We start from the raw sequence: 25,758 nt of genomic DNA, 5'->3' as shown, positions 1-25,758 counted from the left end.
AAATCGTTCGGATCAGTGTTGTCTGCCGCACAAACGGCCATGACAAAGGTTTCCCAACTCCCCAACCGGCACGTCATTTATCCCGAAATGACAGCGCTGTCATTTCGGGATAATAAAGCGCCACCCCAATGAATGCTTGCCGCATGGCAGCAAGTGATCAAGACAAAGCAAATAGACACCCTGGCGCCCAATCTCACGGAGACGCGAGCCAGCTGTTAAGGCGTAACCGATGGCCAAGCCGCGCTGGCGCAACGATCCCGTCGATATCGCGAAACCGGTCAACATCAGCAACATAACCACTACAAGTAGCGACTCGACATTCATGGCTTGTTCCCCTGCGTCGGGCATGCCAGCGTCCGGTCCGCTACCGTGCCGAGCGACACGTCGGCCATAGCGATCCGATCGCCGGAATGACTGGACCATTCGAATGGCCGGTCCAACCTGCTCATGCTGGCGCCGGCGTCACGGAAACATTTCAGCGGAATGCCCAGCCGCAGCCACTGCCCCTGAGGCAACTCAGCGAGCTGTCGCCCCACGGGTACCTGAGCACCGCAACCGACACCGCAGCCGACACCGATCATCGCGGTACTCCCCGGCATTACCGTGTCGATCCTCAACGTGGTTACCAGCAACACATCGCCGTTGGTTTCGCGTTCCACATCGAGTGGCGTTGGTGCCACCAGCTCGACGCCTGCGGCGCCGGTGCCGGACCAGTTCAGACTGCGCGCGTCCTCCTGCGCCTTGTAGTCGAGCGCGCTGATGCGCAGGCTGCCGTCTGGCGTGGCGGCCGGCACGGCGTCGACATTCATCGCTGCGCCGTTTGCGCCAGTCAGGCGCACCACGAAACCTTGCGCCGGTTTGCCACGGGTGAAATAGACACCGGCCTGTGCGGCATTTAGCGCGATCCCTGCATCCTCGGACAAAGGAGCGGTAGTGCCACGATCGGCATAGGTCAGGCCGAAGCCGTAAGGGAATTGCGGATGCTCGCCTCGTGCGATCGCGGCGACGGGTACTTGTGCTGCGCTGAGCGGCCACGCATATGCCAGCTTGCCGTGAAAGTCGTGCGCTATGCGACCGTCACGGGTACGCAGCAGCACGTCGGCAATGCCTTCGCCTTCGCTACCGGGGAGCCACGCCACTACAAAGGCATCAGCAGCGTTGATTTCGCGATTCATCCACAGCGGCCGCCCGGTCAGGAACACCGCCACCACCGGCACGCCCTGCCCGCGTAGCCGCCGAAGCAGGTCAAGATCGTGATCGTTGCCCGGCCGGTAGGCCAGGTTCGGCAGATCTCCCTGGAACTCGGCGTAGGGATCTTCGCCGAACACCACGATGGCGACATCGGGTTTCTGCTTGTAGTCACCCTCTACCGACAATTCGGCGCTGCCACCAGCTGCCTGCACCTGCGCCTGGAGGCCGGCCCAGATGGAGGTGGCTCCGGGGAAATTTGCATTGGTCAGGCCCGTGCCCTGCCAGGTCAGTGTCCAGCCGCCGTTTTGCTTGGAGATGTTGTCGGCACCGCTACCGGCAACCAGAACATGCTTGCGCGGATCGATCGGCAGCACGCCCTGATTGTTCTTCAGCAACACCAGCGACTCACGTACTGCACGACGCGCCAGCGCACGATGCGCAGGACTTCCGATCACCTGCGCCGACCGGGCCACCAGCGGGTTGGTCGATGGCGCCCCGGTCTCGAACATGCCAAGGCGCATCTTCACCCGCAGAATGCGCGTCACCGCATCGTCGACGCGGCTCATCGGGATCACTCCGGCCTTCACCTCGGCCAACGTGTTCTTGTAAAGGCCTTTCCAGGAATCGGGCGCTTCGAGCATATCCAGCCCAGCGTTGTACGCCGCCGCGCAATCCTCGCTGGTGCAGCCGGGCACCTGGCCGTGCGCGTTCCAGTCGCCCAACACGATCCCGTCGAAACCCATGCGCTCCTTCAGCACACCGGTGATCAGCGCCTTGTTGCCGGCCATCTTCACCCCGTTCCAACTGGAGAACGAGACCATCACCACCTGCACGCCGGCCTTGATCGCAGGCGGATAGCCGGCTGCGTGCACGTCGCGCAACGTCGCCTCGTTGATCTGGGCGTCGCCCTGGTCCTTGCCATCGTGCGTGCCGCCGTCGCCGACGAAATGCTTGGCGGTAGCGATCACATGCTCGGCGTCCAGGAACTGCGCAGTACCCGGCCCGCCCTCCAGGCCGCCGATCATGGCGGCGGCGTATTGCGCTACCAGCGCCGGATTCTGCGAATAACCTTCGTAGGAGCGACCCCAGCGAACATCTTGCGGCACGGTGAGCGTGGGCGCGAACGTCCAACTGATCCCGCTGGCACGTAGTTCTTGCGCGGTGACCTCGCCAATATCGTGGATCAGCTGCGGATCGCGCGTAGCGCCCAAAGCGGAGTTTTGCGGGAACAGCGTGCTACCGACGAGGTTGTTATGGCCATGCACGGCATCGATGCCAAACAGCACCGGGATCGCCAACCCTCCCTTCGAGGTATCCATCGACGCGCGGTAAAACGCGTCGGATAGCGCCTGCCACTGCGATGCCACGGGGTATGGCTGCCCGGGCGGCTTGGAATTACCGCCGGCCAGGATCGAGCCCAGGTGGTACTCGCGTACATCGTCCGGCGTCACGTACTTGATGTCGGCCTGGATCATCTGGCCGACCTTGTCCGCCACCGACATCTTCTTCAGCAAAGCCTGCACCCGTGACTCGATCGCCGGGTCAGCCGGCAGCGGCGAGCCGCCTTTGGGCCACTGTTCGGGGTGAACGACGGTCGCGTCGCCGGCCATGGCAGGGACGGCCATCAGCAGTGCGCCGACTAACGGCAGGCTTATGGAAACGCTTCGCGGGAACGAGCTCAATGACTGCAGCAATGGCACGGCAAAGCCCCAGGGTGGCGTACCGGCGGTACGCGTTGGGTCGCATAGTGGCAGGAATGACAGCGCTGTCAATTTGCTCTGCAACATGACTCTCGCGCTATTCCCCCGGGTGAAGCGACTTCAAGGGAACCGCTGAAAACCTCGCCTATTTGTCATCCCGACGCAGGCCGGAGGCGCTTCACAAGAGCAAAGCTGGTCATCCAGCGACTTCGATCTTCGCGATAATGCAAATGCTTGAACGCCCTGGCGATAGCCGATCGCAAAGTCACTGGATTCCGGCCTACGCCGGGATGACGGTAGAAAAACCGAGGCTATTCGAGGTTCCCTTCAGGGTACGGCGCCTGTGGAACCGCGGATCTGCAGGGAGAAAGGTACCTGCACCAGTCGGCCGGGGCCGTGACCGCGCAATACGCTTAGCAGTTGTTCGGCCGCAAGCTTGCCCATCTCGCGACTGGGTTGCTGGACGGTAGTGAGCGCCGGCCACAGTTGTCGCGACAGCGGCGTGTCGTCGAAGCCGCAGACCGACAGATCATGCGGCACCTTCAAACCGTACTCGCCCGCCGCCCACATGACGCCGGTGGCCATGTCGTCGTTGGCGGCGAACACCGCTGTCGGCCGCTTGGTCAGCGAAAATAGCTGCCGCGCTGCCTCCACACCGGAGCCGAAAGTAAAAGCGCCCTGCACTACCAGCGCTGGATCCTCGGGGATACCCGCAGCAGCCATCGCGTCGCGATAGCCGGCCAGTCGCCAGCGGCTGGCGCCATGGTCGGCAATGCCGATCACATGAGCGATCCGCCGATGGCCCAGCTCCAGCAGGTGCTCCATGATCGCCCGCGCAGCCTGCTGCTCGTCCATCGTTACACCGATGGTCTTGCCGTGCCGTAGCGGCGACACGCTGGCGTAAGGCACATCGCGCTCGCGCAGGCGTTTCAGCAGCGGCGCATAGTCGGTGATCGGTGGCGTCAGCACGACGCCGTCGGGGTGGTGATCGGAAATCAGCGCGTCGAAGCGGCGGATGAAATCGCGGTCACGCATGCGCAGCGGCCGTACCATCATGCTGTAGCGATGCGCATCGCAGGCCTCGAGCACACCATCCTGGATCTCGGCCAGGTAGGTCGAGGCCGGGTTGTCGTTGTTGTCGTACAGCATCGCGACCAGGAACGATCGATTACCCGCCAGGCTGCGCGCCGACGGATGCGGGCGATAGTCCATCGCCTCCATGGCGGCGCGCACGCGCTGACGCGTGGCGTCGGTCACGTTGGCCTCGTCATTGAGCACGCGCGACACCGTCTTGGGCGATACGCCCGCTGCGCGCGCCACATCTTCGAGGCGTACCCGCATGGATTCTCCGCTGTCATCACACTGTCGATTGACTATGCCGCCAGAGCCCTCCGCTTTACAAGGACGATCGGCGTTGCGATGAATACTTGCGCAAGCGCCGGTTACCGCGCTGAGGCCTTGCGTACCATGCAAGCCCGTCCCTGGCAACAAAAAGTATCGATGCTGCGGTCGCAGCATGCGGGATGCGTTACGCCATGACATAACTGCTGCTGGAGGGAGGCATCCATGACGAATTCGACCACAGCGCAGACCCCACGCTGCGCCCGGCACGGCGCCACCTATGACAAAGGGTAGGCTCCGATGACACAGAAATCCGCACTGTCGTTCTGGCAGATATGGAACATGTGCTTCGGCTTTCTTGGCCTCCACTTCGGCTTTGCATTGCAGAACGCGAACGTCAGCCGAATCTTTCAGACGCTGGGTGCGGACGTAAACGACATCCCGGCGCTATGGATCGCTGCGCCGCTGACGGGGTTGATCGTGCAACCGATCATTGGCCACTACTCCGACCGCACTTGGAACCGCCTGGGCCGGCGGCGGCCGTACTTTCTGTTCGGCGCGGTGTTCGCCTCGCTGGCGCTCCTATGGATGCCGAATGTACCGGCGTTGTGGATGGCTGCCGGCCTGCTGTGGATTCTGGACGCGTCGATCAACGTGTCGATGGAGCCATTCCGCGCGCTGGTCGGCGATCAACTGCCCACGCAACAGCGACCCGCCGGTTATGCGATGCAGAGTTTCTTCATCGGTGCCGGCGCCGTGATCGCCTCGATGCTGCCATGGGTCCTTGCTCGGTTCGGCGTGGCCAACGTAGCGACGAACGGTGGGATTCCCGATACGGTGAAGTACGCGTTCTATGGCGGCGGTGCAGTACTGCTGGGCGCGGTGCTTTGGACCATCGTGACCACGCGTGAATACCCGCCTGCACAGCTGCAATCGTTCAACGACAACGTGCCCGATGGACCGGCGGCGGACGTGTCGCGCGCGTGGCGACCGGGTTTGCTACTGCTGCTGGTCGGCATGGCGGTACTGTTCGCGATCAGGTACTTCTCGCTGGAAAAAGAGGTTTACCTGCTGGCCAGCGGCCTGATCGCGTTCGGCCTGCTGCTCACATGGCTGAGCCGCACCCGCGGCCGCGGAATGCTACGCGACGTGATGGGTGATCTCTATGGCATGCCCATCTCGATGCGCCGCCTGGCCGGAGTGCAGCTGTTCTCCTGGTTCGCGCTATTTGCGATGTGGATCTACACCACCGCCGGCGTGACGCAGACGATTTATGCCACCACCGATACCGGCTCGTCCGCCTATAACGAGGGCGCCAACTGGGTCGGCGTGTTGTTTGCTGCGTACAACGGGTTTGGTGCGCTGGCCGCGGTGGTTATTCCGCTAATGGTGCGCCGATGGGGCCTGCGCATCAGCCACGTCATGAATTTGTGTCTTGGCGGGGCCGGTCTGCTGTCGTTCCTGTACATCCGCGATCCGCACTGGCTGCTAGCGTCGATGGTGGGTGTCGGCTTTGCGTGGGCATCGATTCTGTCACTGCCTTATGCGCTGCTTTCGGACAGCCTGCCCACGGCGAAGATGGGCGTCTACATGGGCATCTTCAATTTCTTTATCGTGATCCCGCAATTGCTTGCCGCCAGTGTGCTCGGCCTATTGCTGCGCCTGTGTTTTCACAACCAGCCCATCTGGGCGTTGGGCCTCGGTGGCGCGAGTCTGCTCGCGGCGGGACTTTGCACTCTGCGTGTAGCCGAGCCCGAAGGCGCCTGACCAGGCACGCTTGCGTCACTAATCACCATCTGATAGCTGGCGCAGATACCCGCCAAGCATTTGGAACGCCCCATCAACCATCCGTTTTACGTCAGCGCCATGCCGAATCTTGTAAAGCAAATTCGGCTCTGCGGTCACAAAAGCTCCCCACTCATCGGTGGTATCGAAGCGGTTGCCACAGCCAACCCATAGCGGAAATGGCTTTCGCTGGAGCATGACGCACCAACCCCAGTCTTCACCCAGCACTTTGGCACCCTGGAAGACCTCGCCTTCTGAAAATTTCCAGGCCAGCCAGTTCGCCATTGATTTCCCGAATCGACCTGGATTGGTCGCTTCATCCTCCCCGGGCTCTATGTCAAAGAAATCCGTCTTAATCCAAATCTGTGGTGATGATGTCATTCTATAAATGCTCAGCTTTGATATTGATGCCGCGCCGATACAGAACCAATTCAGTGGCTTTTCTTCAACCGCCAAGCGTTCCAATATTCTATAGCCGTCACCACAGAGAAAAATGCAGAGATGCACGTAAGCACCTTAGCCGCCGGATAGAACTTAAATACAAACAGAACCACACACAGCACCACAAGGAATCCCACCAATCTGAGCCCGCTCCTGACACGGATATCAGATTGTCTAATGCGTTCTTCTCTCTTCACATCCGTCAACCGCGCTTTATACAATCGTGTGGAGCCGAGGCCCAAAGGCTTTCTACGCACTTCGCCTACCAATCAAGCTCTCTCTCGAGTCAACTCGTATCAGGCGTTAAGAGTAAGCTGACCGTCGCCCGAGACAACGCCTGCGGGCGTCTCCGCACGAGTGTGCGCCACGACCTGGTTGCGGCCACCCTCTTTCGCCTGGTAAAGCGCCGCGTCGGCGTCAACCAGCAACACGCGCAGCATGTAGCTCGAACTGGTGGCGCAAGCGAGCCCCAGGCTGGCCGATACCGTGACGGTGACCTGGGAATCCAGCGTCACCGGCGTAGTGGCCAAGGTATGGCGAATGCGATTTGCCACCTCCAATCCCTGGTTGCACGAACAGCCCGTCATCAGGATGCCGAACTCTTCGCCGCCCAGGCGGCCGAGCAGGTCGGTGGAGCGCAGTTCGTCGCCGATGATCGTCGCGGCAGAACGTAATACCTGGTCGCCGGCGGCATGTCCGTGCGTGTCGTTGATCCGCTTGAAATGATCCAGGTCCAGCACGACCAGACAGGCATCGGTCCCTGCCTTGTGCAGCCGCCGCAGCGTGCGCCCCGCTTCGACGAAAAAGTGTTCGCGGTTATACGCCCCGGTCAAGCCGTCGTGTCGCGCCATCCAGCGGAAACGCCGCCAGGAGCGCCACAGCCACAGCAGCGCCAGAACGAAAAAGGCGATCACCGTCAGCAGCAGCGCATTGAACAACTCGCTGCTTTTATGTGCCTGACTCGCCAGGGCCTGGCTAAGCTGCAGGATCCTGTTCTCCTTGCTCAGCGCATCCAGCTTCATCTTCTCGGAAAGCACCTGCTGCCTGACCGTCTGGTAGGCCAAGGCGATGGCCCGGGCATTGTCCAAGGCGGCGGTTTTCTGAGCGTCGTACTTCTCGTAATAGTTGAGCGCGGCGGTATCGTGGCCCTCTTTCTTTTCCGCCTTATAGAGCACCTCATAGGCGGCCCGCAGTGTCCACAGCGGACTGTCCGGTCCTGTGATGGCAATGCTGTCCAGGGCGAACTTTCGTGCATTGGCCGCGTCGCCGAGGCTGAGATAAGCCTGCGCCTCGGTGACAGGCAACGAGGCCAGATAGGGTGTGTACCCGGTAGCCTGAATCTCGGGGGCGATGCTGCGTAACAAGGCGATGGCTTGATCGGCATGGCCTTCGTCAATCATGGCGCTGGCCAGATCCAGGCGCACCGCAACGGCTTGACGGGACTCCCCCGCTGCAAGGCACGCGTCGATCGCAGCCTGAAAAGCGGGATGGGTCGAGGACAATTTACCTGCGTAGAGCAAGGACTGTGTCTCAAGCGACCTGGCATGGCACTGGCCTTTGCTCGAAGGAATCAGAGCCTTCATCTGCCGGGCATAATCCAGTGCAAGGTCGTATTGCCCCACGGCCTCCTGGTTCAACATGTGGATGACCTCATCCATGCCTTCCAGGCGAGCTTGCGGATCAACACCCTTGGGGAGCTCGGCCACCAGGGTGTTGGCCAGTGCATAGGCGGTCACATAGTCCCGGCTGAAGAACTTGCCTCGAATCAACGCCGCCGTGGCGCGAACGGAGAGGGACACATCGCCCGACTGATCAGCAATGTCGTAGAGGGTCGACTCGACTTTCGCGTAGTCACCATCGGCCACGGGCAGGCGCGTATCCAGCAGTCGCAAATGCCAGCGCTGCGTGGCGTTCAACTGGCCTTCGTGCTGATGAAGCCGCGCCAGAGCGTTTCGGAAATGGAAAGTATCGTCCGGCCACGCATCATCGGCCTGCGCGAACCATGCAACGACCGGCGCGGCATCAGTCGATGTACCGCCGCCCTTTGCAGTACACAGCAGGAACACCGCCATAGCGGCGGCGCCTGCCAGACAAAACGGTACTCCGCGGGCCATCGAATGATTAGCCGGTCATGGCTTACGCTCCGGAGGCTGATGCGTTTCATCCGCTTCGCCGCCCTCGCGCCGTGGCTCGTTTTGCGTATCGTCTTCGTCGGGCTCGCACCCTCCGGTGTTGTGGTTGACGCGTACCGGGGGACGATTGTTCCCCAGCTCCTCCTCGAGACGGCTCTTGTCGCCCGATGCCGCCGCCACTTTCAGACCCTCGCTGGCATTCAGCGCGTCGAGCGCCTGCGCCAGGTCTTCCTGAGATGCATGACGCAACGATGCGTCCTGCCCGATAAGTTCCAGCAGCTCGATCGTCTTGGACATGTTTACCCCCTGCTCCTGTTGTGGACGAATCGTTCACCCTGCTGCACGCAATGGCATGCATCTCCAGGGCGACCACGTTGCATGCAGATGGGCGCACAGCTGCGAGTTTCATCGCAGCTTGGCGCCCCCAACGCCAATATCCAGCCTACCACCGTTCGGCAAGCCGCACGATGACTCCCACGGCCCTAGGCCGGCGACACGACACCCCGATCCAGAACGGCCAATCGCTCGCGTACCGCATGATTGGCACGCAGCGGCGCCGCCGGGCGTAGAACGACGGTTTCGTCGCTGCCCACCTCCGTCGCCGGCAAATCCCGCAAGGCCACGTAGCGAATGCGCGGTTGCTCGACCGGCAAGGTGGCGCCGCGGTAAATGATGACCTCGTGATCCAGCGGGTAATCCCGGCTCAGCACGTCCACCAGCACCTGCCGGTACTCGGGCCCGGTGGAAAAACGCGCCATCGAGCGGTCGCCGACCAAGCCCACCTGCCACAGCACCAGACAGGCGCCGGGGTTGATGGGTGTCTCGTAGAACAGCAACTGGCTGGCCTCGTAATGCTGGCAGCCAAGGCGCCCCGGGTCGATGCCGAGGTCTGCATACAGGCAGTCCTCGGCGGAGATGCCAGGCTCCATGTGCGCCCGGAAACCTTCCGCGCGAGCCAGCCTGATCACTTCATGCGGCGACCAGGCAAAGATGCCTGGATGACCGTAGAACACGGCGCAGACCCGTTTGCCGGCCCGCACTTCGGCCATCATCACCTCGACCCATTCGCGGTAGGTGACCGCGCGCGACTTGCCATCCTTGCCGTCGCCGTAATATGGCTGCAGGCTGCGGACGTCGGGGTGCATGTGCTCCAGCCACAGCTCGACAATAGCGTCGGAAAGTGCCGCGAATACCACCTCGGCCCCCTGGATATGGCTGCGTGCCAGCGGCGAGAGATGCGACCCCAGCGTCATGCCCAGCCCCACGCACACGATGCTGCCGCGTGGCTCCGCGTTTGCAGGCTTGGCCGGTAATGCAGATGTCATAGTAGATATCCAGGAAAATTAAGGAATAGCGCCTGCGTCCGCGTGCCGACATTCCTTTTCGGTGTTGGCAAGCGGCAAATATACAGTTTCTCTGGCCCGCATCGCAGCTGCCTGGGTTTTCCAATACCCTTCAAGGGGTAAACCCTTTATTCCCTGATATTCCTTGCGGCGGCGCGAACAAAGAACGGTCAAGATTCGGAGCGCGAATATTTCTCAGGGAGAAGCTTGGTGATTTCCATGACCGCAAAACCATCAGGCCTTGGCACGATCACACGAGCATCTGGCGCATAGTCGCTGATCATCTCCCGGCACATTCCGCAGGGGGAAACTACCGTTGGTTCAGCATTCGTAGACGCCTGATGTACCGCCACGATGGTTGCGCCTGCTAAATCATCACCCAAAGTAACAGCTTGTCCGATAGCGATAGCTTCGGCGCACACCGTCATGCGCCCCACGTAGCATTCCAGGTGCACCCCGAGGTGAATCTTCCCCGTTCGAGTTCTCATGGCACAACCGACGGCATGCCAATCAGGCTTGTAACGGGCGCGTATGATGCTACGCGCAGCAGTAATCAATTCAAGATCGATATCAGAATGCATACGTTGTAATTCCCAGGTCCATGGCGAGCTTATCGCAGGGCAAAATGTTCTGCCCCGCTCGGGCAGTTCGAGTATTCAACACACACTCGAATGAGTGCGTTCTCGTAGTCGGTCAGCCCGATGTTCCTTGACGGGTAGCCGGGGCACGCCACAAAATCAGGAATGCGCCCCAATTAATAGCTAGACTTCATGAAGAATGCTCCACCCGGGTACGAGTGTCCATTCTGCGGTATTGCTGAAACGCTTCCCTCGCCTGCTCCAGAATCAGCCGTTGTCCTGGTGGATGCCAACGTGTTCGCTTTGGTTCCGACGCATCACTACGCTGGAATAAAAGGCAACTGCCTGGTGGTGCCTCGGGGCCACTATGAGAACGTGCTGGACATCCCGGACAACCTTGGCAGCGACTTCTTTCGTGCAACGCGCCGCCTGGCACAGGCTATGCGGAATGCTTTCGGGTGTGAAGGCATCTCCACGCGCCAACACAACGGCCCGGCCGGCAACCAGGATGTGTGGCACTACCATCTTCATGTATTTCCTCGTTACCCAAACGACGGACTGTATGGGGGGCAGAAAGTGCCATACACCACTGAGGAGCGTATTGAGTTGGCGGCCAGTCTCCGGACTGCGTTGCGGTAGCGCATACCGCCTGATGTCAGAAAATTTTCCACCAAGGGCGCTTTGGGGCTTTGGTTTTAGCCGCAGCATCCGCTTGAGCGGCATCTTCTTGCACTACCAGCTCACCATCCGCCCCGTACTCCTCGCCATCATCTCCAAGGACGCGCGCGCCAAGTGCTTGGGCAATCTCAAACATCTTCTGGCGGATTTCTTCATCTGGGTTCTTGGCAATTATTCCGCCTGATCCAGGGTAAAGCCATGCCATGTTGCCGTTGACGCTGTGTCCAGAGTAGGCGATCCAGACAGCAAGCCCTTCGTCTTCGACTCGAAGAACATCTCCATTTCCGGAGGTTGCTTCCGCATAGCCGTCTAGACGCATGTCAGGGTCAGAAGATAGGTAGGCCTTCCAATCCTCTAAGGAGATATTTGGCCCGTCGTTATCAAACCACTCCTTCTTGCGGGTGATATGAATTTCGTAGCCCATGACATCTCCTTTGAAAGCCAATCACAAACTTCGGGGCCAGGGGATGGTTAAGAGGATCTAATTGCCTCCGTCCCGACAGCTCCGAGTCCGATCAACCGCCGTATTGCTTTGGGATTGGCAGACCGGGGCGCTCGCCTTGCCAATAGATCGTCACTACCCACCAGCGGTGACCGTCGAACAACAATTGAAAGCTGTTGATACCACGCTGGAATGGCTCGGCATCTTTCGTATGGCGCGATTCGTACGTGCTGAACACCTGGGCGATGTTGCCGTAACGGTCTTCGGTGCGGTGTGCCTCGCGTTCGAAGAAGCCGTCCTTTTTCAGCAAAGGGTCACCCAATCGGATGTAATCCTCCACGCTCATCACATGTGCCGTGGTGAGGCCATCCTCGCCGGTATGCGCGGAAATCAGGCGTGCGCCCGGCACAAACAGCGAACGCATGCGATTCCAGTCGCGGTTCTGCCCTTTGGGGCCCGAAATCACGTCGTAGACGGCGTCGATGATGGCGCTCATCGACGCCACGTCCGCCGGGCGTGTGGCCGGAATCTCGGCCCCGCTCGTGGCGGTTTGAGAGGATGCCGGAGCGCTTTGCGCGGCGGCAGACTGCAGCGGCACCCCGGCGAGCGCCAGGGCGCAAAACACCGTCAACTTGCGAAGCAATACAAGGTCCATGGCGTGCCCTCAGTGATAAAGGTAGCGCTTCCCAACGTCGAAGCGGTGGGAACTATCCGAAAGTTTGACGCCCCGCTGGCAGCTTGGACTTAGTGGCGTAACGCGGGCAATCCAGGTGCGCTCAAATTTCAAGATAAGGAGCTTGGCAAGCGCGGGCAAGTGCGCTTCGTCATGCCGATACAGCTGGTTTGAAATCAATCGGCGCCGTTGATACTCCGCGCCACCGCTTCGGCCACACGAATGCCATCGACTGCCGCGGAAAGGATGCCGCCGGCGTAACCGGCGCCTTCGCCGGCGGGAAACAAGCCGCGCGTATTGAGGCTCTGGTAATCGTCGTTGCGGCGGATGCGCACCGGCGATGAGGTGCGGGTCTCCACGCCGGTGAGCAGCGCGTCGTGCATGGCGAAGCCCTTGATCTGGCGATCGAATGCCGGGAGGGCTTCGCGGATGGCGTCGATGGCGTATTCCGGGAGGGCTGGCGCGAGATCGGTCAAATGCACGCCGGGCTTGTACGAAGGCTGCACGCTACCCAATTCGGCGGACGCCCTGCCCTTGATGAAATCACCCACGAGCTGGCCCGGCGCGCTGTAATCGCGACCGCCGAGTTCATACGCGCGTGATTCCAGGGCGCGCTGCAAAGCGATGCCTGCCAGCGGGCTGCCGCTGCCGTCGAACGCGGCGAAGTCCTTCGGCTCGATACCCACCACGATGGCCGCATTCGCGTTGCGTTCGTTGCGCGAATACTGGCTCATGCCGTTGGTCACCACGCGCTCCGGCTCGGATGCTGCAGCGACCACGGTGCCACCCGGGCACATGCAAAAGCTGTAGACCGAGCGACCATTCTTGCAATGGTGCACCAGCTTGTAATCGGCAGCGCCGAGCAAGGCATGCCCCGCCTGCGAGCCAAAACGCGCCTGGTCGATGATCGACTGCGGATGCTCCACGCGAAAACCGATGGAGAACGGTTTCGCCTCCATGTACACACCGCGGTCGTGCAGCATGAAGAACGTGTCGCGCGCGCTATGCCCGACGGCGAGCACGACATGATCGCTCAGCAGCTGCTCGCCGCTGGCCAGCACCACGCCGCGGAGCTGGCGTGACCCGTCGGAGGCCGTGTCGACCAGCACATCGTCGACGCGTTGCGTGAAGCGAATCTCGCCGCCCAGCGCTTCGATGGTCTCGCGCATATTTTCCACCATCGTCACCAATCGAAAGGTGCCGATATGCGGCTTGCTGACGTAGAGGATTTCCTCCGGCGCGCCGGCTTTCACGAACTCGGTGAGCACCTTGCGGCCGTGGTGGTGCGGATCGGAGATCTGGCTATGCAGCTTGCCGTCGGAGAACGTGCCTGCGCCGCCTTCGCCGAACTGTACGTTCGACTCGGGCTCCAGCTTGCGCTTGCGCCACAGGCCCCAGGTGTCGACGGTGCGCTCGCGCACCGCCTTGCCGCGGTCGAGAATGATCGGCCGGTAACCCATCTGCGCGAGCAACAGGCCGGCGAACAGGCCGCACGGTCCAAGGCCGATCACGATGGGGCGCTGCTTCAGGTCGGCCGGCGCTTGCGCCACGAATCGATAGCTGGTGTCCGGGGACGGCTGCACATGCTTGTCATCGGCGTGCCGCTTGAGCAGGCCGGTTTCGTCCGCCACTTCCACGTCCAGCGTATAGATCAGCTGGATGTTGCCGCGCTTGCGAGCATCGTAGCCGCGGCGGAACACCGAGAAGCCCAGCACACCGCTTTTGCCCAACCCCAGCTTGGCGCGGATGGCCGCCTCGACGGCGCCTTCGGCGTGATCGAGCGGGAGCTTGATGTCGGTGAGTCGGATCATGCGAGAGGTCGGCCGGACGGTGTGGCCGGGTATTTTCGCATGTCTGGGCAGTCGAGGGCTCGGAGGCCCCCGCCTTGAGGGAACGCCCCGTACGCTCAGTGCGAACCGGCGCTGGAGGAAGCCGCCGGTGCAGACGACTCGGCGGCGGCGCGCTTGGGCGTGTCGGCTGGACACCAGGTCTTGAGCCGCTTGCCTGCACGGTACAGATCGATGCATTCACGCATTTCGGCCTGGAACGCGAGGTCGGGCGTGTTTATCGGGCAACCCTGCGACAGCGACTTACCGTCGTTGTACTCGGCGATGCAGGTGGACAGTGGCATCGTGACCGGAGGCGGGTCGCCGACCAGCGATGCCGGCGGTAGATTGAGGCGCTCGTCATGATTCTTGCGCGAGGGCGGCAAGGGAGGCGTGCCGCACAGCAGGTCGGCAGCCGTACTGTGCTTGGTGGGATCGCAGATGCTTTTGGTGATCGCCTTGATCGCATTGTCTATATGGCGCCCCGCCGCACCGCCGGCCGTTTCGTTCGGTGGCGGGAAATACTTATCGAAACGGGTGGGTTGGACGGGCGGCCGGCTGCTGTCGTGCTGCATGATTTGATGATCGTCTGCGGGCTGGGCCGGTTTGGTCTCTGCACTTGCTGCTACCGAGGTGCCCGTTGACACAGGCGGTAGCCGTAAGTTGAGGGAGGCCGGTGTCGCCGCGGAGGCTGCCGGCGCAGGTGTCGCTCCATGATCCTGCACGACCATCGCATCGCGACGCGGCTTCTCGGGCGGCAAGGGACGAGCACGCGCGGGCGCTGCCTGTTGCGGTAGTGCCGGCATGGGCGGCGGTGCAGGCGGTGCAGGCGGTGCGGCATGCTGCGTGCTGGCACTGCCGCCCAGCAGACGCACGATCAGCACCGGATCATTATCGACAGGTGCTATCGGCTGGGTCGCAGACCAGAGCATCAGCGCGAACGCCACGTGTAGTGCCAGCACCAAAACCAGCACGAACACCCGCGCCTGACGCGGCAGCGTCAGCTGTCGCCAACGTCTACGGCCCAAGATCTGATGTCGGCCCTGCCCGGAACGTTCGATGACACAGCCTCATTCAAGCCCATTACCCGCGCAAAAAATTACGCCTATCGTCATGCGCGTGTTGCGGCCGACGGTGGTAGACAGGTTCTTTCATCAAGGGTTCCCTTGAATGAGTAGCGCGGATTTGGCTAAGCCCGTCTCGAATCGTCGCGCACATACCCAACCGGTAGTTGAAGTTCGCCTAACAGCGAGTAACCCGCTGCCATGATGGAAACGTCCGAAGGATATGGATCGGCATACCATGAGCATGCATCCCCAACCGGGAAGAACCCCCAATGTCCACCCTGATCAAAATCCTCGCCCTGAGTGCCGCAGCCCTCGCCGTTTCTACCAGTGCCCTGGCAGCCGACAAGGACGCCCCCGCCGCAGAACTGGCTAAGTTGCTGGAGGGCCGAGTGGCCGGACCTCCGGTGAACTGCATCAGTCTGTCCCAGGCGCAAGGCACCCGGGTGATCGACCGCACGGCCATCGTCTACGACTTCGGGACGACGATCTACGTCAATTATCCCAGGGGTAGTGCCAACGCCTTATCCAGCGACGATATTCTGCTGACGAAAACCTTCAGCACTCAGCTGTGCAAGATGGATATCGTGCGCATGGTCGACCGGACCGGGCACTTCCCGAAGAGCTTCGTGAGCCTTGGGCAGTTCATTCCCTATAAGCGGCCCGCCGGGGCGAAGTGATAACGACGGTTCAAGTTTCAGGCTGTGCCAGCGGGAACTTCCATGTGCCGTCCAGGATTTTCGTCTGCGGGCGAAACAGCCGCACCGTATAGTTCCAACCCTTGACGATCGGCAGGCAATTGGGAGTTTTTCCATCGCACCCGCCGAATTGAATAGGGATCGCCCCATCGGGATTTTTCACTGCCGTGAGGCTATTGAGCGCATAGGCCCCATAGGGGTTGGGCTGGAGATAGCCGTCTTCGTTGTACACCGTCAGTGACCAGAAACCATCGACGGGGACATCCTTGACCGTCAGCTTGTAAATGGTGTTGCCATCATTGTGCATCGGTGTGATCGGCAAATAGAGGGCATCCTTTTCGGGATAGCCGCCCCATAGCATGGCGGTTCCAATCAGATGTTTCACGGGATCCACTTGATGTTCGTCAGCGCCGAACATGTGCCGCGTGTCGGAGATCGTAGAGCCCAATTGCAAGAGCGCTGCCTGCACTTTTTTAAGGCTCGCCATATCCCACAGAGGGACATCGAAGTTGCCAGGACTTTTCTGGCTGAGCTTGATGGCATCCTGTAAAGCATGGACCTGCCTGACATCGTCCTTGTCCGAGAAATTGACCAGGAAACGAACCACGGCGATCGCATAACGAGTGCCGATTGCCGCCCGGGTCAAGGTATAGGTTCCCCTGCTGTAATACGTGGCCCGGGTGTACTGGTCTTGATTGACGACCTGCATTCCCATGAATCGATGGCCGGCGTCAGGCAGCGTAATGGTTGCCGGGCCGGCATCGAGGTCGATGATCGCGAATGAATACAAAGTGTCGCGATTGGGCCGGACGATGCCTCCCTGAGCGGGCGGGGCAAGCTCGCGGCCATGCCGGAAGGTACCAAAGCCTCCGCTTTTGACCACACCCGCAAAATTGACGTCCGTCTGAGCGCGGTTGTAGTTCTCGATAGTGACGGGAACGGTTTGAGAGGCGGCTGTTTGTATGGAGGCTGTCGCGCTCATTGCCGCCAGCGACAGGATGGCCAAGGCTCTCGCATTTGTCTTCTTCATGGTGTTCCCGCAGCAAACTGGCTATATCAGTCAGGCACTGTAGGCCAATCAAATATGTGGAATGAAGGCGTAAAAATGGCAACTGGCCTATCATATTTGATAGGCTTGGTGGATGGATTTAAACGCCATCCGGATGTTTGTCGCCGTTGTGCAGGCCGGCAGTCTTTCCACGGCCGCTGCCCGCCTGGGAACGCCACTCCCCACGCTGAGCCGCCGGATCCGCGATCTGGAGCGGCAACTCAACGTGCAGTTGCTGGAGCGCTCGGCGCGCGGCACCAAGCTTACCGATGCGGGCGCCCGCCTCTACGAGCATGCCAGCCGCGGTATCGAAGCGCTGCTGGAAGCCAAGCAAGCCGTAACCAGCGACCAGGCACGCTTGAAGGGGCACCTGAGGCTATCGTTACCTACGTCGTTCGAGCCGTGGTGGGACTTGTTGGCTGCTTTCCAGGGGCGGTATCCGGATATCCAGGTTCACGTCTACGCCACCGAGCGACGCGTTGATCTCATCGAGGACGGTATCGATGTTGCTCTTCGTGTCGACGCGATCATTCACCAAGGCATGGTGGCGCGGCATGTTCTGTCATATCGCCACATTCTCGTGGCCAGCCCGAAGCTGATCGAGCGTTTAGGCATGCCGGCGACGCCCGACGAGCTTCAACGCTTTCCATGCGCTGTCTGGTCACCGCGTGCTGACGTCATAGCCACGTGGGCTTTGGGCGAGCAGATGGTTGTGCCCAAGGCGGTATTGTCTGTTAACGACTATCGACACCTTTACACCTGCGCAGTCGATGGTCACGTTGTTACCGAGCTGCCGCCGTTCATGGTACGGATGGCCATCAAGGAAAAGCGCCTGGTGCCGCTACTGCCGCAATGTCCGCTGCCTGAGCAGCCGATCCATTTGCTTTATCCACGCCACCGGCACCCATCGGCGATCGTCCGAACCTATCTGAGCTTCTGTCAGGAGCATCTGCCGCAGGTTTTGGATGCCTGCGATATCGCAGCGTGGCGGGATGAACGCATTGGATGATTTGTATTTATCGAACGCAGCAACCGTTACCGGGAAGCTGCCAGCGATGTGTGTAGAAGCAGCGAAAATGTGCAGTGCGGAATAAATTTTCCCATAGTGCGAATGGCGGCCTTTTTGCCGGGAAATCGACACTTGCGAAATAGTCATACAATATGTTTGCATGCGTATTCATGCTAAAGCGAAGAGGCGAAAGATCATGCAACGCACTGGATGGATAGGTTCGATGCTTTATCTCGCAACGCTGGCAACGAGTGCGCACTCCGCCACGGATGCCAAACGTGAAGCATTCGGCACGATGCCTGATGGTGCGCGCGTTGACGCCGTCGTACTTACCAACGCGCATGGTGCGACCGCTCGAGTCATTTCATTGGGCGCCACGTTGCAGTCGTTGATGGTGCCGGACCGCCAAGGCAAGTTCGCCAATATCGTGCTGGGCTACGGCGCGCTCGATGGCTACGTCAAGAAGTCGCAGTATTTCGGCGCCACGGTCGGGCGTTACGCGAACCGTATCGCCAAGGGCCATTTCACGTTCAACGGTCAGGCTTACGATGTACCTGTCAATGATGGCCCCAATTCGTTGCACGGAGGCACCAAGGGCTTCGACAAAGTGCTCTGGACCATTGGCGAGGTAAAACACGACGCCAATGCAGCCAGTGTCACGCTGACTTATGTCAGCCCTGATGGCGACATGGGCTACCCCGGCAAGCTGACCGTCAAGGCGACCTATACGCTGGACGGAGACAATCGCCTGTCCATCGACTATCGCGCCACGACGGACCGCCCTACCCTCGTCAATCTGAGCAACCACGCGTACTGGAATCTGTCGGGTGAAGGCTCAGGCAGCGTGATGGACCAGCGCCTCACGATTGCCGCCGATGCCTACCTACCGATCGACGCCACCTCGATTCCGACGGGCGAAATCCGCAGCGTCACAGGCACGGTATTCGACTTCCGCCAAGCCAAGCCGATCGGTCGAGATATCCGTGACGGCAACGAAATCCAATTGCTCAATGGCCGTGGCTACGACCACAACTGGGTCATCAGCCGCACGATGGCATCCGAGCCACGCGTTGTCGCACGCGTGTCGGATCCGGCGTCCGGTCGCGTGCTTACGCTCAAGTCCGCGCAACCGGGCCTACAGTTTTATTCGGGCAATTTCCTCGACGGCACGACCGTCGGCACAGGTGGCCACGTGTACCGCGAAGGCGATGCCTTTGTGCTCGAACCGCAGCTTTATCCGGACACACCCAATCAACCTGCTTTTGGTAGTGCGCGCCTGGATCCGGGCCATGAGTATCGCAACTTGATCGTTTACGAGTTCACTACTGAGCCCGGAGGCACCTCTGGTCGATGAGGCTCATTCTGGCGCGGGACTCGGCGCCAGATGAGTGGCTGATGACTTTACCGATGCCACCGAAAGCGCCCGCATCAGTGATCATGCATATCCGCAGACGTTCCGTCGGACCAATGGGGCGCCGGGACCAGGAAGACAAGAATCGGCGGCAGTCCTTTCATTTGAGTGGGCTCTGTCGAAGTGACAAACCAGTAAGGGCTCGACATGACCGGCGAGCCTTCGGCACCTGAACCCCAATCGTTGGCGTCTTTGACCTGCGTGTCGAACATCAGATGAGGCATGTTGTGGCCTCCCTGGTCAGTCAGATACGACGACTTCGACATCATGTAATCCATGGCGCCGCTTTCGAGTTCCGGCAGTTGTTTGTTTTGGTATGCAGCTTTGACAGACGAAAGCATTTCCGCTTTTGAACGGCCAGCCATCGCCATCCTTGCGCGCAGATAAAAGATGGGCACCAGCGAGCGTGCGGCTTGAGGGTTCAGGCAATCGGCCGCCCTTATTTTCGGGTTCCAGAATTCAGGCCAGTCAAACGGCCCCGTCCAGCTTCTGGCCACGATGCAGACAAACCCGTTCTTGCCTTTGACCGCTGTCTCGTAGCCCTTGCGCCCCAGAACCAGGATCGTGGCATCGCGGGAAATGGACTCCGGCGCGGCACTGCGCGCCAGGGCTATCTCCGCGGCCTGATCGGCCATGAGGTATTGGTCGAGCGGGGCCATCTTCGGATAGGGCGTGGCGACATCCTGGGCCATCGCCTGGTGTGCCGTCCCTAGTCCGATAAGCAGGACGACGTACTTCATCAAGAAAGCGCCAATCTTGTTCTTACGCACGGTCCTTTCCTCCAGTTAGCTATTTCACACAGAGAGTGAGACCGGATGCCCGGCCCTCTCTGTAGTGACGAACGGCAATGTCGGATTTCGACAAGCCGCGCGGAAAAATTTCGGATCTTTCCAACCCAGGTAGACGTGCTCGCGGCACCGTGGCCCACTACACCGGATTGGCGAGCCATGCTTTCCTGGATCGACAGGTATCCATGGCACGCTGGTAGCCCTCGCGTGCGCTCACGCGAGCCATGTAGGACCGCTCCACCTCACCGAACGTGACGCCGCCACATGTTTGCGCCAACTCCAAGGCGTAGGTCACCGAGATGTCGGCAGCAGTGAACGTCTCACCGGCAAGATAGGGGGTACGTGCAAGCTGACGTGTCACCAAGGTCAGCCGGCTTTCGAAAACGCTCAGCGCCTGCCCGGCGCTCCAGTTGCCGCGTTCGGATTCCGGCGCAAAAAGGCGCGCTCCCACGACGAAGTAGATGGAGGCCGCAAGGCCGGCTTCCCCGAGGTGGAGGAACTGCTGGTAAAGGGGGAACGCGGCATCCTGGGGGCCTTGTGCGAGCGGCGTCGGCCCGTAGCGAGCCATCAGGTACTCCATGATCGCAATGGACTCGACCATCGTGACCTCACCGTCCTGGATCGCCGGAATGAAGCCGGCCGGGTTGATCGCAAGAAACTCCGAGTCTTTCTCGACACCGGCCAGAAGATCTACCGGCCTCAACCGGTATGCGAGTCCCATTTCCTCCAGGAGCCAAACGACCCTGAAACCTCTTCCTTCGCCAAAAACGGTGATCATGTTTGATCCTTTTGAGATTCGGCCTTATCGCCCTTCACCGGAAAGACGAACAGGCGTTCCTAGAATCGACATGGTCGACGGGATTTTTAGCTCAGCGACGGCGATGCCTTTCGTAAGAAAGCCTGAGCTGCGGGCCGCTAACCTCCGTCCAGTCGGAAGTGCACATCAATTCGAAGCTGGATCGGTAAATGTCGATGTGGGCAATGCCGCGCTCACAGCAGCCAACAAGATGTTTGCGCTCTCCATGACCCACTCCCTGTAGTGGTTCTCGGTCACTATTCTCTCCGCGTCGGCCTTGGCCAGCGCATCAGTGGCCCAAAGCTCTCGTGCCCGGCCGACCGGGAATCTATCCGTTTCAGAATCGACGCCAACGAATGGACGAAAAAGTTCTTCGTCCAGTCCGTGATTCGACCAACCCCATTGGGCAACCTCCCTGACGCCCTCAGTCAGGCACACGTTGCCTGCCAAAAGGTCTTCAAGAGCCTGCTTGACGTGCCTCAGGACCACGGTGTTCGAATAGCCGACTTCCATATATCTCCATATGCCTGTTCAACAGCAAGGCCCGTTTTGAGTCGGACGCAGACGCTCTCAATTCAATCCAACGATGATTCAAGCCTGAAAATTTCGCGCCGAATCTGCTCGATTCGAGATTTAATGTATACGCTCCGCTGGCTTGCCTGTATCGACGTCATCAGCGGAGACAAATAGTCGCAAATGGCATCGTGGCCGCCCAGCCGAGCCGTTGTAAATGGCAGGTCGCCTTCGGACTGAGCGAAGAGGTCTGCGCCGCGGGCAACGAGAAGCTCGACAACAGCGATATGACCTGCCATGCAAGCAATGTGCAGGGGCGTGTAACCTCGTTCACCAAACTGATCAATGTTGATGCCCGCATTGATCAACGTTTTGGCAGCCTCTACGTCACCCCACAGGCATACGCAATGCAGCGCGTTGTCTCCCATGACGTTAGTCGCATTTACGTCCACGAGCTCGACACATGCAAAGTCAGCGGTCGAGGCGACCCTGTCCAAAATCAGTCGCAGTTGGCTGTCCATTACTAGTCCTTCGGGCTATTTTTGGCCTGCAGAATTGCCGGCCTTGAGTCGAAAACGGAGCCTTCATAAGGCCAGTTATCTGACCTTAACTACGATCAATTCTGGGCCATCGGCTAGGCTTGGCAGCCTATCGGTCAAGTGTACGTGGTCAAAGCCATCACCCTCCATTTCGGAGGCCAACTCAGCGAGGACCTTTGCGATAGCTCTCAGTTCGCCCGGGCTAGTTAAGATGCTTGCCTCAGAGAGTTGGATGGGTGTCTTCTTCTCGTCATTCCCCTCCTCGTAACCAAACAGTTTCATGCCAGCCTCCTTCTTTGATTCTTGTACTTATGAACTGTCCACTTTGAGTCGAAGGCGCACCTTCGTCGCCGTAGCTATGCCCTTTAACGACTCAAGAGTCCAAACGTTTCACTTGAGCTCAAACGAAGTGCGAAGCGGCACACTGGCTTGGCGAACATTGTCCTTGAGCAACACGCGCAACACCCATGTACCTGATGGATCGCCGGAATCGCCAGTCCACCCTATAACCGCCGGCGATAGGAAAGTATGAGCTGCGGGTTCGTTGATAACGCCCTTGAAACAGGGCATGCCGAGCTGATGAAACGTTGCTTTTCCATCGGGTCGAAGCACATCGATATCGCACGTGATATCCGCGGCACTGCCTTCCTTTAAAAGAGGATTAGCGAAGAAGATCAGGAAAAAGACCTGTTGCCCTCTCGGAATAACTTTTGCCACAGTAAAATGAGGGATGGTGTCGGATGGGGTTTGCCATTTGGCCTGCCAATCCGCGTCCGGCGTGACCAGCAGCCTGCCGCCAAATCCCTTGATGGACCTCTGGGAGTCGGAATCGGGCACCGGATGTCCATGCTCGTCCCTCCACCCTTCCTGGCAAAACGCTGGCAAAGACAGCTAGGTCAGCAGTAGCAAGCTCAGTCGTTTTGGCATGGATACTCCTTTGAGTTGGCAAGCGATGCCAGTGTTTCGGCGTTCCCCTGTGGCGTCAACACGCGTGAAGAGTCCGTTTGGGGTCGACGCGGACTAACGCCATGTCAGCTGCTAGCTTCGCGTAAAGGCATAGAGAGCAAAACACCAGCAGTAAACTCCCGCACCTATTTCTGTACGTAATACATAGGCAAAGATGAGGGTTCCCGCGATCCACCCAAGCCAGTACTTTGCGACAGATGGCCAGCCAAGCTGGTTGTGACGGAACGCCGTGAAGAAGGCCATTCCGATGCAGCCAAGAATAAAATTCACCCATCCCCCTAAGTGACGTCAGATTTCGGGCTCGTGACAGACCGCTTTAATGTTGCGTCCGTCCGGACCCACGACGAAAGCTGCTAAGAAAAAAGCCTTGCTCGCTTCGTAGCCGCTGACTCCGAATACGACATGGTCAAACATGAGCTCTCCTGAAATGTGTTCGAGCCGCGACTTCCGTTTGACACCCGCTGCGGGTCGAACGCAAATCTTCCTAATCTGGCTAGGGACAGTGCGGAAACTCGATACACGAAGCCGGAACATGGTCGGTAAGCCAAACACCGTTCTTGGACTCATAGAACATATACCCGCTGCGCCACATGTCTTCGGCAACAATCGTCAAAACTACGGGTTGCCCATGGCGACTCCCGACCGCGCTCGCCGCGTCCACATCTTGCGATAGATGGACATGATGCCTCGCGCCTTTTATCAGCCCCGATTGACGGATCGAGGGCAGGAAGCGCGTCGCTGTGCCGTGATAGAGAACGGCCGGTGGCTGGAGGGGCGCAAGTTCAAGATCTACCTCGACGGAATGCCCTTGGTTTGCCCGAATTTTTTGCCCGGACGAATCGAGCGTGAAGCGTTGCTTCTCGCTATTTCTGACAATAACCAGAATATCGTCGGCAGTTATGTCGTGGCCGCTTGCATTGGCGAGCCGAACAAGCTCCTGCAAGTCTGCCCACCCATTTGCGTCGAGGCTTAGCCCAATCAACGCAGGCTGATGTCTAAGCACCAGGCTAAGGAATTTGCTTTTGGAGACAAGGGCTTTGTCCATGTGCTCTAGCTTCCTCTTCAACGGTCATTGGGCTGCACCGCCCTTAATGATATCGGCTGAAGCGCTCGCCCCATACTCTCTCCTCCCGCGCAACAGAGGAAAATGGCACCATGGCGGGGCCGTTTCACTGCTTCGGGAAGACCAGGTATGTTCAACGCATCTCTGCATTCACGCCGTATCGCTCTAGGCCTGGCCATGGCTCTGGTTTCTGCACCGATGCTGGCTTCGGATGCGGCGCCGAGCGCTGACATTGCCACCGGGCGCCTGTCGGGTACCCACGATGCCAAGACCGGTTTGAACGAGTTCAAGGGCATTCCCTACGCTGCGCCACCCATTGGATCGCTGCGCTGGAAGCCACCGCAATCGGTCGTTGCATGGAAGGATGTACGCAAAGCCGACCGTTTCGGCCCGCGATGCATGCAGCGTCCCATCTTCAGCGACATGGTGTTCCGCTCCGACGGCATGAGCGAAGACTGCTTGTATCTCAATGTCTGGACACCCGCAGATGCTTCGAACAAGAAGCTGCCAGTGCTGGTGTATTTCTACGGCGGCGGTTTCATCGGCGGCGATGGATCGGAGCCGCGCTACGACGGTGCCAGCCTGGCGCAGCACGGGATCGTGACCGTTACGGTCAATTACCGGCTGGATGTCTTCGGCTTCCTGGCCTCCCCCGCCCTGGCGGCCGAATCTCCCGAGCACGCTGCCGGTAACTACGGCTTGCTCGACCAGCACGCGGCGCTTGAGTGGGTTAGGCGCAACATCGCTGCGTTCGGTGGCGATCCGGATCAGGTCACCATCGGTGGCGAATCCGCCGGCTCCATGTCCGTGTCGGCGCAGATGGCTTCGCCACTCTCCAAGGGGCTGATCCGCCGGGCCATCGGCGAAAGCGGCGCCATGCTCGGCAATCTCAATCCGACGCCGCTTGCCCAGACCATGCGTGAAGGCGAGGCCTTCGAACGTCGCGTCGGCGCGCGCTCACTGGATCAGCTTCGCGCGATGAGCGCACAGGCGCTGCTGGATGCCGCAGGCCAGAAAGACGTGCCCGAGTTCAGACCGACGATCGACGGCTATTTTCTCCCTCGCCCGCCCAAGGACATCTACGAGGCCGGCGAGCAGGCGCATATTCCCTTGCTGCTCGGCGCAAACTCGCAAGAAGGCAGCTACGTCAGCTTGTTCGAAGGTCAGCCGCCGAACCAGGCCAATTATCGCGCGGCCGTGCAGAAGCGTTTTGGCGAGCATGCGGCCGAAGCCCTCAAGCTCTATCCGGGCGAGACCGACGCCGACATCAAGACGTCCGGTACGGCGCTCGCGGGCGATGACTTCATCGCCTTCTCGACGTGGCAATGGATGCGAATGCATCGCCAAACCGGTCGCGCGCCGGTGTACTACTACTATTTCACGCAGGCACGTCCGTCCAAGCGCGAAGGTAACGCCGGCCCGGATGCCGGCGCCGTGCATAGCGGCGAGATCGAATACGCGTTGGGCAATCTGTCGAGCAACGCAGTCTATGCCTGGACAACGACCGACCGTCGCGTCTCGGAAGTGATGCAGGGCTACTGGGCTCGCTTCATCCAGACGGGCGACCCGAATGGTCCAGGGCTGCCGCACTGGCCAGCGGCAGCGAACAAGGACGGCGGTCTGTTGCGTCAGGTCATCGGCACGGATACGCACACCATGATCGATCGCAATGCAGCGCGTTATCAGTTTCTGATGGGCGTCGAGGGCACTAAAGTTCTGTGAAAATCGTTACG

27 protein-coding genes are annotated in these 25,758 nt (G+C 60.0%); 6 read left to right on the top strand and 21 right to left on the bottom strand.

The features are described 5' to 3' along the window. Positions 1-99: 99 nt before the first annotated feature. From ACZ6WW_RS19195 to ACZ6WW_RS19185, 3 genes are all read right to left on the bottom strand, one after another. On the bottom strand, positions 100-324 hold the full coding sequence (locus ACZ6WW_RS19195) for a hypothetical protein (protein WP_465275621.1): 225 nt from the start codon (positions 322-324) through the stop codon (positions 100-102). Beyond that, positions 321-2,816: a glycoside hydrolase family 3 protein gene (locus ACZ6WW_RS19190; RefSeq protein ID WP_465275674.1), complete on the bottom strand. Its 2,496-nt coding sequence runs from the start codon at positions 2,814-2,816 to the stop codon at positions 321-323. Before ACZ6WW_RS19190 ends, ACZ6WW_RS19195 begins: the two co-directional genes overlap by 4 nt. Positions 2,817-3,218: 402 nt before the next feature. Beyond that, positions 3,219-4,232 (bottom strand): LacI family DNA-binding transcriptional regulator, encoded by a 1,014-nt coding sequence (locus ACZ6WW_RS19185; protein ID WP_465275620.1) that lies wholly within the window; start codon positions 4,230-4,232, stop codon positions 3,219-3,221. 300 nt (positions 4,233-4,532) lie between these two features. Between ACZ6WW_RS19185 and ACZ6WW_RS19180 the strand changes: the two genes are divergently transcribed. Next, entirely contained in the window at positions 4,533-5,999 is a 1,467-nt protein-coding gene (locus ACZ6WW_RS19180; protein WP_465275619.1) for an MFS transporter, read from the top strand. A gap of 18 nt (positions 6,000-6,017) precedes the next feature. Here ACZ6WW_RS19180 and ACZ6WW_RS19175 read toward each other — a convergent pair whose 3' ends face one another. The 5 genes from ACZ6WW_RS19175 to ACZ6WW_RS19155 form a co-directional block, all read right to left on the bottom strand. Then, a complete protein-coding gene (locus tag ACZ6WW_RS19175) occupies positions 6,018-6,524 on the bottom strand; it encodes a hypothetical protein (protein WP_281848804.1) in 507 nt (168 codons plus the stop codon). 230 nt (positions 6,525-6,754) lie between these two features. Continuing rightward, complete coding sequence (locus tag ACZ6WW_RS19170; protein ID WP_465275618.1) at positions 6,755-8,530, bottom strand: GGDEF domain-containing protein; 1,776 nt, start codon at positions 8,528-8,530, stop codon at positions 6,755-6,757. Positions 8,531-8,587: 57 nt separating this feature from the next. Further along, positions 8,588-8,887: a hypothetical protein gene (locus tag ACZ6WW_RS19165; RefSeq protein WP_465275617.1), complete on the bottom strand. Its 300-nt coding sequence runs from the start codon at positions 8,885-8,887 to the stop codon at positions 8,588-8,590. A gap of 185 nt (positions 8,888-9,072) precedes the next feature. Then, on the bottom strand, positions 9,073-9,915 hold the full coding sequence (locus ACZ6WW_RS19160; protein ID WP_465275616.1) for an SAM-dependent methyltransferase: 843 nt from the start codon (positions 9,913-9,915) through the stop codon (positions 9,073-9,075). A 188-nt stretch (positions 9,916-10,103) separates the two neighbouring features. Then, the gene (locus tag ACZ6WW_RS19155) at positions 10,104-10,514 is read right to left on the bottom strand and encodes a cytidine deaminase (protein WP_465275615.1); all 411 of its coding nucleotides are present in this window, start codon (positions 10,512-10,514) and stop codon (positions 10,104-10,106) included. Between the two features lie 189 nt (positions 10,515-10,703). Here ACZ6WW_RS19155 and ACZ6WW_RS19150 point away from each other — a divergent pair, with 189 nt between their 5' ends. Next, a complete protein-coding gene (locus ACZ6WW_RS19150) occupies positions 10,704-11,150 on the top strand; it encodes an HIT family protein (protein ID WP_281848809.1) in 447 nt (148 codons plus the stop codon). Between the two features lie 16 nt (positions 11,151-11,166). Here the strand turns inward: ACZ6WW_RS19150 and ACZ6WW_RS19145 are convergent, their stop codons facing one another. The 4 genes from ACZ6WW_RS19145 to ACZ6WW_RS19130 all read right to left on the bottom strand — a co-directional run bounded on the left by ACZ6WW_RS19145 (position 11,167) and on the right by ACZ6WW_RS19130 (position 15,158). Further along, positions 11,167-11,613 (bottom strand): hypothetical protein, encoded by a 447-nt coding sequence (locus tag ACZ6WW_RS19145; protein ID WP_465275614.1) that lies wholly within the window; start codon positions 11,611-11,613, stop codon positions 11,167-11,169. A gap of 91 nt (positions 11,614-11,704) precedes the next feature. Further along, a complete protein-coding gene (locus tag ACZ6WW_RS19140; protein ID WP_465275613.1) occupies positions 11,705-12,286 on the bottom strand; it encodes a hypothetical protein in 582 nt (193 codons plus the stop codon). A gap of 194 nt (positions 12,287-12,480) precedes the next feature. Continuing rightward, positions 12,481-14,115, bottom strand: coding sequence for an NAD(P)/FAD-dependent oxidoreductase (locus tag ACZ6WW_RS19135; protein ID WP_465275612.1), 1,635 nt, complete (start codon positions 14,113-14,115; stop codon positions 12,481-12,483). 95 nt (positions 14,116-14,210) lie between these two features. Then, positions 14,211-15,158 (bottom strand): hypothetical protein, encoded by a 948-nt coding sequence (locus ACZ6WW_RS19130; RefSeq protein ID WP_465275611.1) that lies wholly within the window; start codon positions 15,156-15,158, stop codon positions 14,211-14,213. A gap of 308 nt (positions 15,159-15,466) precedes the next feature. On the opposite strand from ACZ6WW_RS19130, the gene ACZ6WW_RS19125 reads away from it, so the two are divergent. Continuing rightward, on the top strand, positions 15,467-15,874 hold the full coding sequence (locus tag ACZ6WW_RS19125) for a hypothetical protein (protein WP_465275610.1): 408 nt from the start codon (positions 15,467-15,469) through the stop codon (positions 15,872-15,874). A gap of 10 nt (positions 15,875-15,884) precedes the next feature. On the opposite strand, the gene ACZ6WW_RS19120 is transcribed toward ACZ6WW_RS19125, so the two are convergent. Then, positions 15,885-16,922: a DUF1254 domain-containing protein gene (locus ACZ6WW_RS19120; protein WP_465275609.1), complete on the bottom strand. Its 1,038-nt coding sequence runs from the start codon at positions 16,920-16,922 to the stop codon at positions 15,885-15,887. A 112-nt stretch (positions 16,923-17,034) separates the two neighbouring features. Here ACZ6WW_RS19120 and ACZ6WW_RS19115 point away from each other — a divergent pair, with 112 nt between their 5' ends. Together ACZ6WW_RS19115 and ACZ6WW_RS19110 are read left to right on the top strand one after the other, a co-directional pair. Next, positions 17,035-17,949, top strand: a complete 915-nt coding sequence (locus ACZ6WW_RS19115; RefSeq protein WP_465275608.1) for a LysR family transcriptional regulator — start codon at positions 17,035-17,037, stop codon at positions 17,947-17,949. A 223-nt stretch (positions 17,950-18,172) separates the two neighbouring features. After that, a complete protein-coding gene (locus ACZ6WW_RS19110) occupies positions 18,173-19,303 on the top strand; it encodes an aldose epimerase family protein (protein WP_465275607.1) in 1,131 nt (376 codons plus the stop codon). Positions 19,304-19,377: 74 nt separating this feature from the next. Here the strand turns inward: ACZ6WW_RS19110 and ACZ6WW_RS19105 are convergent, their stop codons facing one another. From ACZ6WW_RS19105 to ACZ6WW_RS19070, 8 genes are all read right to left on the bottom strand, one after another. Next, positions 19,378-20,130: a hypothetical protein gene (locus tag ACZ6WW_RS19105; protein ID WP_465275606.1), complete on the bottom strand. Its 753-nt coding sequence runs from the start codon at positions 20,128-20,130 to the stop codon at positions 19,378-19,380. 157 nt (positions 20,131-20,287) lie between these two features. Further along, on the bottom strand, positions 20,288-20,926 hold the full coding sequence (locus ACZ6WW_RS19100) for a glutathione S-transferase family protein (RefSeq protein ID WP_465275605.1): 639 nt from the start codon (positions 20,924-20,926) through the stop codon (positions 20,288-20,290). A gap of 165 nt (positions 20,927-21,091) precedes the next feature. Continuing rightward, on the bottom strand, positions 21,092-21,457 hold the full coding sequence (locus tag ACZ6WW_RS19095; protein ID WP_465275604.1) for a hypothetical protein: 366 nt from the start codon (positions 21,455-21,457) through the stop codon (positions 21,092-21,094). A 62-nt stretch (positions 21,458-21,519) separates the two neighbouring features. Beyond that, entirely contained in the window at positions 21,520-21,978 is a 459-nt protein-coding gene (locus tag ACZ6WW_RS19090; RefSeq protein WP_465275603.1) for an ankyrin repeat domain-containing protein, read from the bottom strand. A gap of 75 nt (positions 21,979-22,053) precedes the next feature. Further along, positions 22,054-22,278 (bottom strand): hypothetical protein, encoded by a 225-nt coding sequence (locus tag ACZ6WW_RS19085; protein WP_465275602.1) that lies wholly within the window; start codon positions 22,276-22,278, stop codon positions 22,054-22,056. 108 nt (positions 22,279-22,386) lie between these two features. After that, positions 22,387-22,833 carry a hypothetical protein gene (locus ACZ6WW_RS19080; RefSeq protein ID WP_465275601.1) on the bottom strand — a complete coding sequence of 149 codons (447 nt, stop codon included), beginning with the start codon at positions 22,831-22,833 and terminating at the stop codon, positions 22,387-22,389. Between the two features lie 417 nt (positions 22,834-23,250). Further along, positions 23,251-23,376, bottom strand: a complete 126-nt coding sequence (locus ACZ6WW_RS19075; RefSeq protein WP_281848826.1) for a hypothetical protein — start codon at positions 23,374-23,376, stop codon at positions 23,251-23,253. Between the two features lie 79 nt (positions 23,377-23,455). After that, positions 23,456-24,007 (bottom strand): RNA 2'-phosphotransferase, encoded by a 552-nt coding sequence (locus tag ACZ6WW_RS19070; protein ID WP_465275600.1) that lies wholly within the window; start codon positions 24,005-24,007, stop codon positions 23,456-23,458. A 147-nt stretch (positions 24,008-24,154) separates the two neighbouring features. On the opposite strand from ACZ6WW_RS19070, the gene ACZ6WW_RS19065 reads away from it, so the two are divergent. Then, entirely contained in the window at positions 24,155-25,747 is a 1,593-nt protein-coding gene (locus tag ACZ6WW_RS19065) for a carboxylesterase/lipase family protein (protein ID WP_465275599.1), read from the top strand. Positions 25,748-25,758: the final 11 nt, after the last annotated feature.

This window comes from Dyella sp. NPDC103356 (genome assembly GCF_055584465.1).
Note: the sequence above shows the minus strand (reverse complement) of the source record. Positions and strands in the feature narration are given on the sequence as shown.

Bases quoted from the DNA above. Each gene is read 5' to 3' on its own strand.
- ACZ6WW_RS19135 (WP_465275612.1), bottom strand. From the start codon at position 14,115: ATGATCCGACTCACCGACATCAAGCTCCCGCTCGATCACGCCGAAGGC.
- ACZ6WW_RS19100 (WP_465275605.1), bottom strand. From the start codon at position 20,926: ATGATCACCGTTTTTGGCGAAGGAAGAGGTTTCAGGGTCGTTTGGCTC.
- ACZ6WW_RS19150 (WP_281848809.1), top strand. From the start codon at position 10,704: ATGAAGAATGCTCCACCCGGGTACGAGTGTCCATTCTGCGGTATTGCT.
- ACZ6WW_RS19085 (WP_465275602.1), bottom strand. From the start codon at position 22,278: ATGAAACTGTTTGGTTACGAGGAGGGGAATGACGAGAAGAAGACACCC.
- ACZ6WW_RS19115 (WP_465275608.1), top strand. From the start codon at position 17,035: ATGGATTTAAACGCCATCCGGATGTTTGTCGCCGTTGTGCAGGCCGGC.
- ACZ6WW_RS19145 (WP_465275614.1), bottom strand. From the start codon at position 11,613: ATGGGCTACGAAATTCATATCACCCGCAAGAAGGAGTGGTTTGATAAC.
- ACZ6WW_RS19095 (WP_465275604.1), bottom strand. From the start codon at position 21,457: ATGGAAGTCGGCTATTCGAACACCGTGGTCCTGAGGCACGTCAAGCAG.
- ACZ6WW_RS19125 (WP_465275610.1), top strand. From the start codon at position 15,467: ATGTCCACCCTGATCAAAATCCTCGCCCTGAGTGCCGCAGCCCTCGCC.
- ACZ6WW_RS19110 (WP_465275607.1), top strand. From the start codon at position 18,173: ATGCTTTATCTCGCAACGCTGGCAACGAGTGCGCACTCCGCCACGGAT.
- ACZ6WW_RS19155 (WP_465275615.1), bottom strand. From the start codon at position 10,514: ATGCATTCTGATATCGATCTTGAATTGATTACTGCTGCGCGTAGCATC.
- ACZ6WW_RS19065 (WP_465275599.1), top strand. From the start codon at position 24,155: ATGTTCAACGCATCTCTGCATTCACGCCGTATCGCTCTAGGCCTGGCC.
- ACZ6WW_RS19170 (WP_465275618.1), bottom strand. From the start codon at position 8,530: ATGGCGGTGTTCCTGCTGTGTACTGCAAAGGGCGGCGGTACATCGACT.
- ACZ6WW_RS19160 (WP_465275616.1), bottom strand. From the start codon at position 9,915: ATGACATCTGCATTACCGGCCAAGCCTGCAAACGCGGAGCCACGCGGC.
- ACZ6WW_RS19120 (WP_465275609.1), bottom strand. From the start codon at position 16,922: ATGAAGAAGACAAATGCGAGAGCCTTGGCCATCCTGTCGCTGGCGGCA.
- ACZ6WW_RS19195 (WP_465275621.1), bottom strand. From the start codon at position 324: ATGAATGTCGAGTCGCTACTTGTAGTGGTTATGTTGCTGATGTTGACC.
- ACZ6WW_RS19075 (WP_281848826.1), bottom strand. From the start codon at position 23,376: ATGTTTGACCATGTCGTATTCGGAGTCAGCGGCTACGAAGCGAGCAAG.
- ACZ6WW_RS19070 (WP_465275600.1), bottom strand. From the start codon at position 24,007: ATGGACAAAGCCCTTGTCTCCAAAAGCAAATTCCTTAGCCTGGTGCTT.
- ACZ6WW_RS19165 (WP_465275617.1), bottom strand. From the start codon at position 8,887: ATGTCCAAGACGATCGAGCTGCTGGAACTTATCGGGCAGGACGCATCG.
- ACZ6WW_RS19185 (WP_465275620.1), bottom strand. From the start codon at position 4,232: ATGCGGGTACGCCTCGAAGATGTGGCGCGCGCAGCGGGCGTATCGCCC.
- ACZ6WW_RS19140 (WP_465275613.1), bottom strand. From the start codon at position 12,286: ATGGACCTTGTATTGCTTCGCAAGTTGACGGTGTTTTGCGCCCTGGCG.
- ACZ6WW_RS19180 (WP_465275619.1), top strand. From the start codon at position 4,533: ATGACACAGAAATCCGCACTGTCGTTCTGGCAGATATGGAACATGTGC.
- ACZ6WW_RS19090 (WP_465275603.1), bottom strand. From the start codon at position 21,978: ATGGACAGCCAACTGCGACTGATTTTGGACAGGGTCGCCTCGACCGCT.
- ACZ6WW_RS19190 (WP_465275674.1), bottom strand. From the start codon at position 2,816: ATGGCCGTCCCTGCCATGGCCGGCGACGCGACCGTCGTTCACCCCGAA.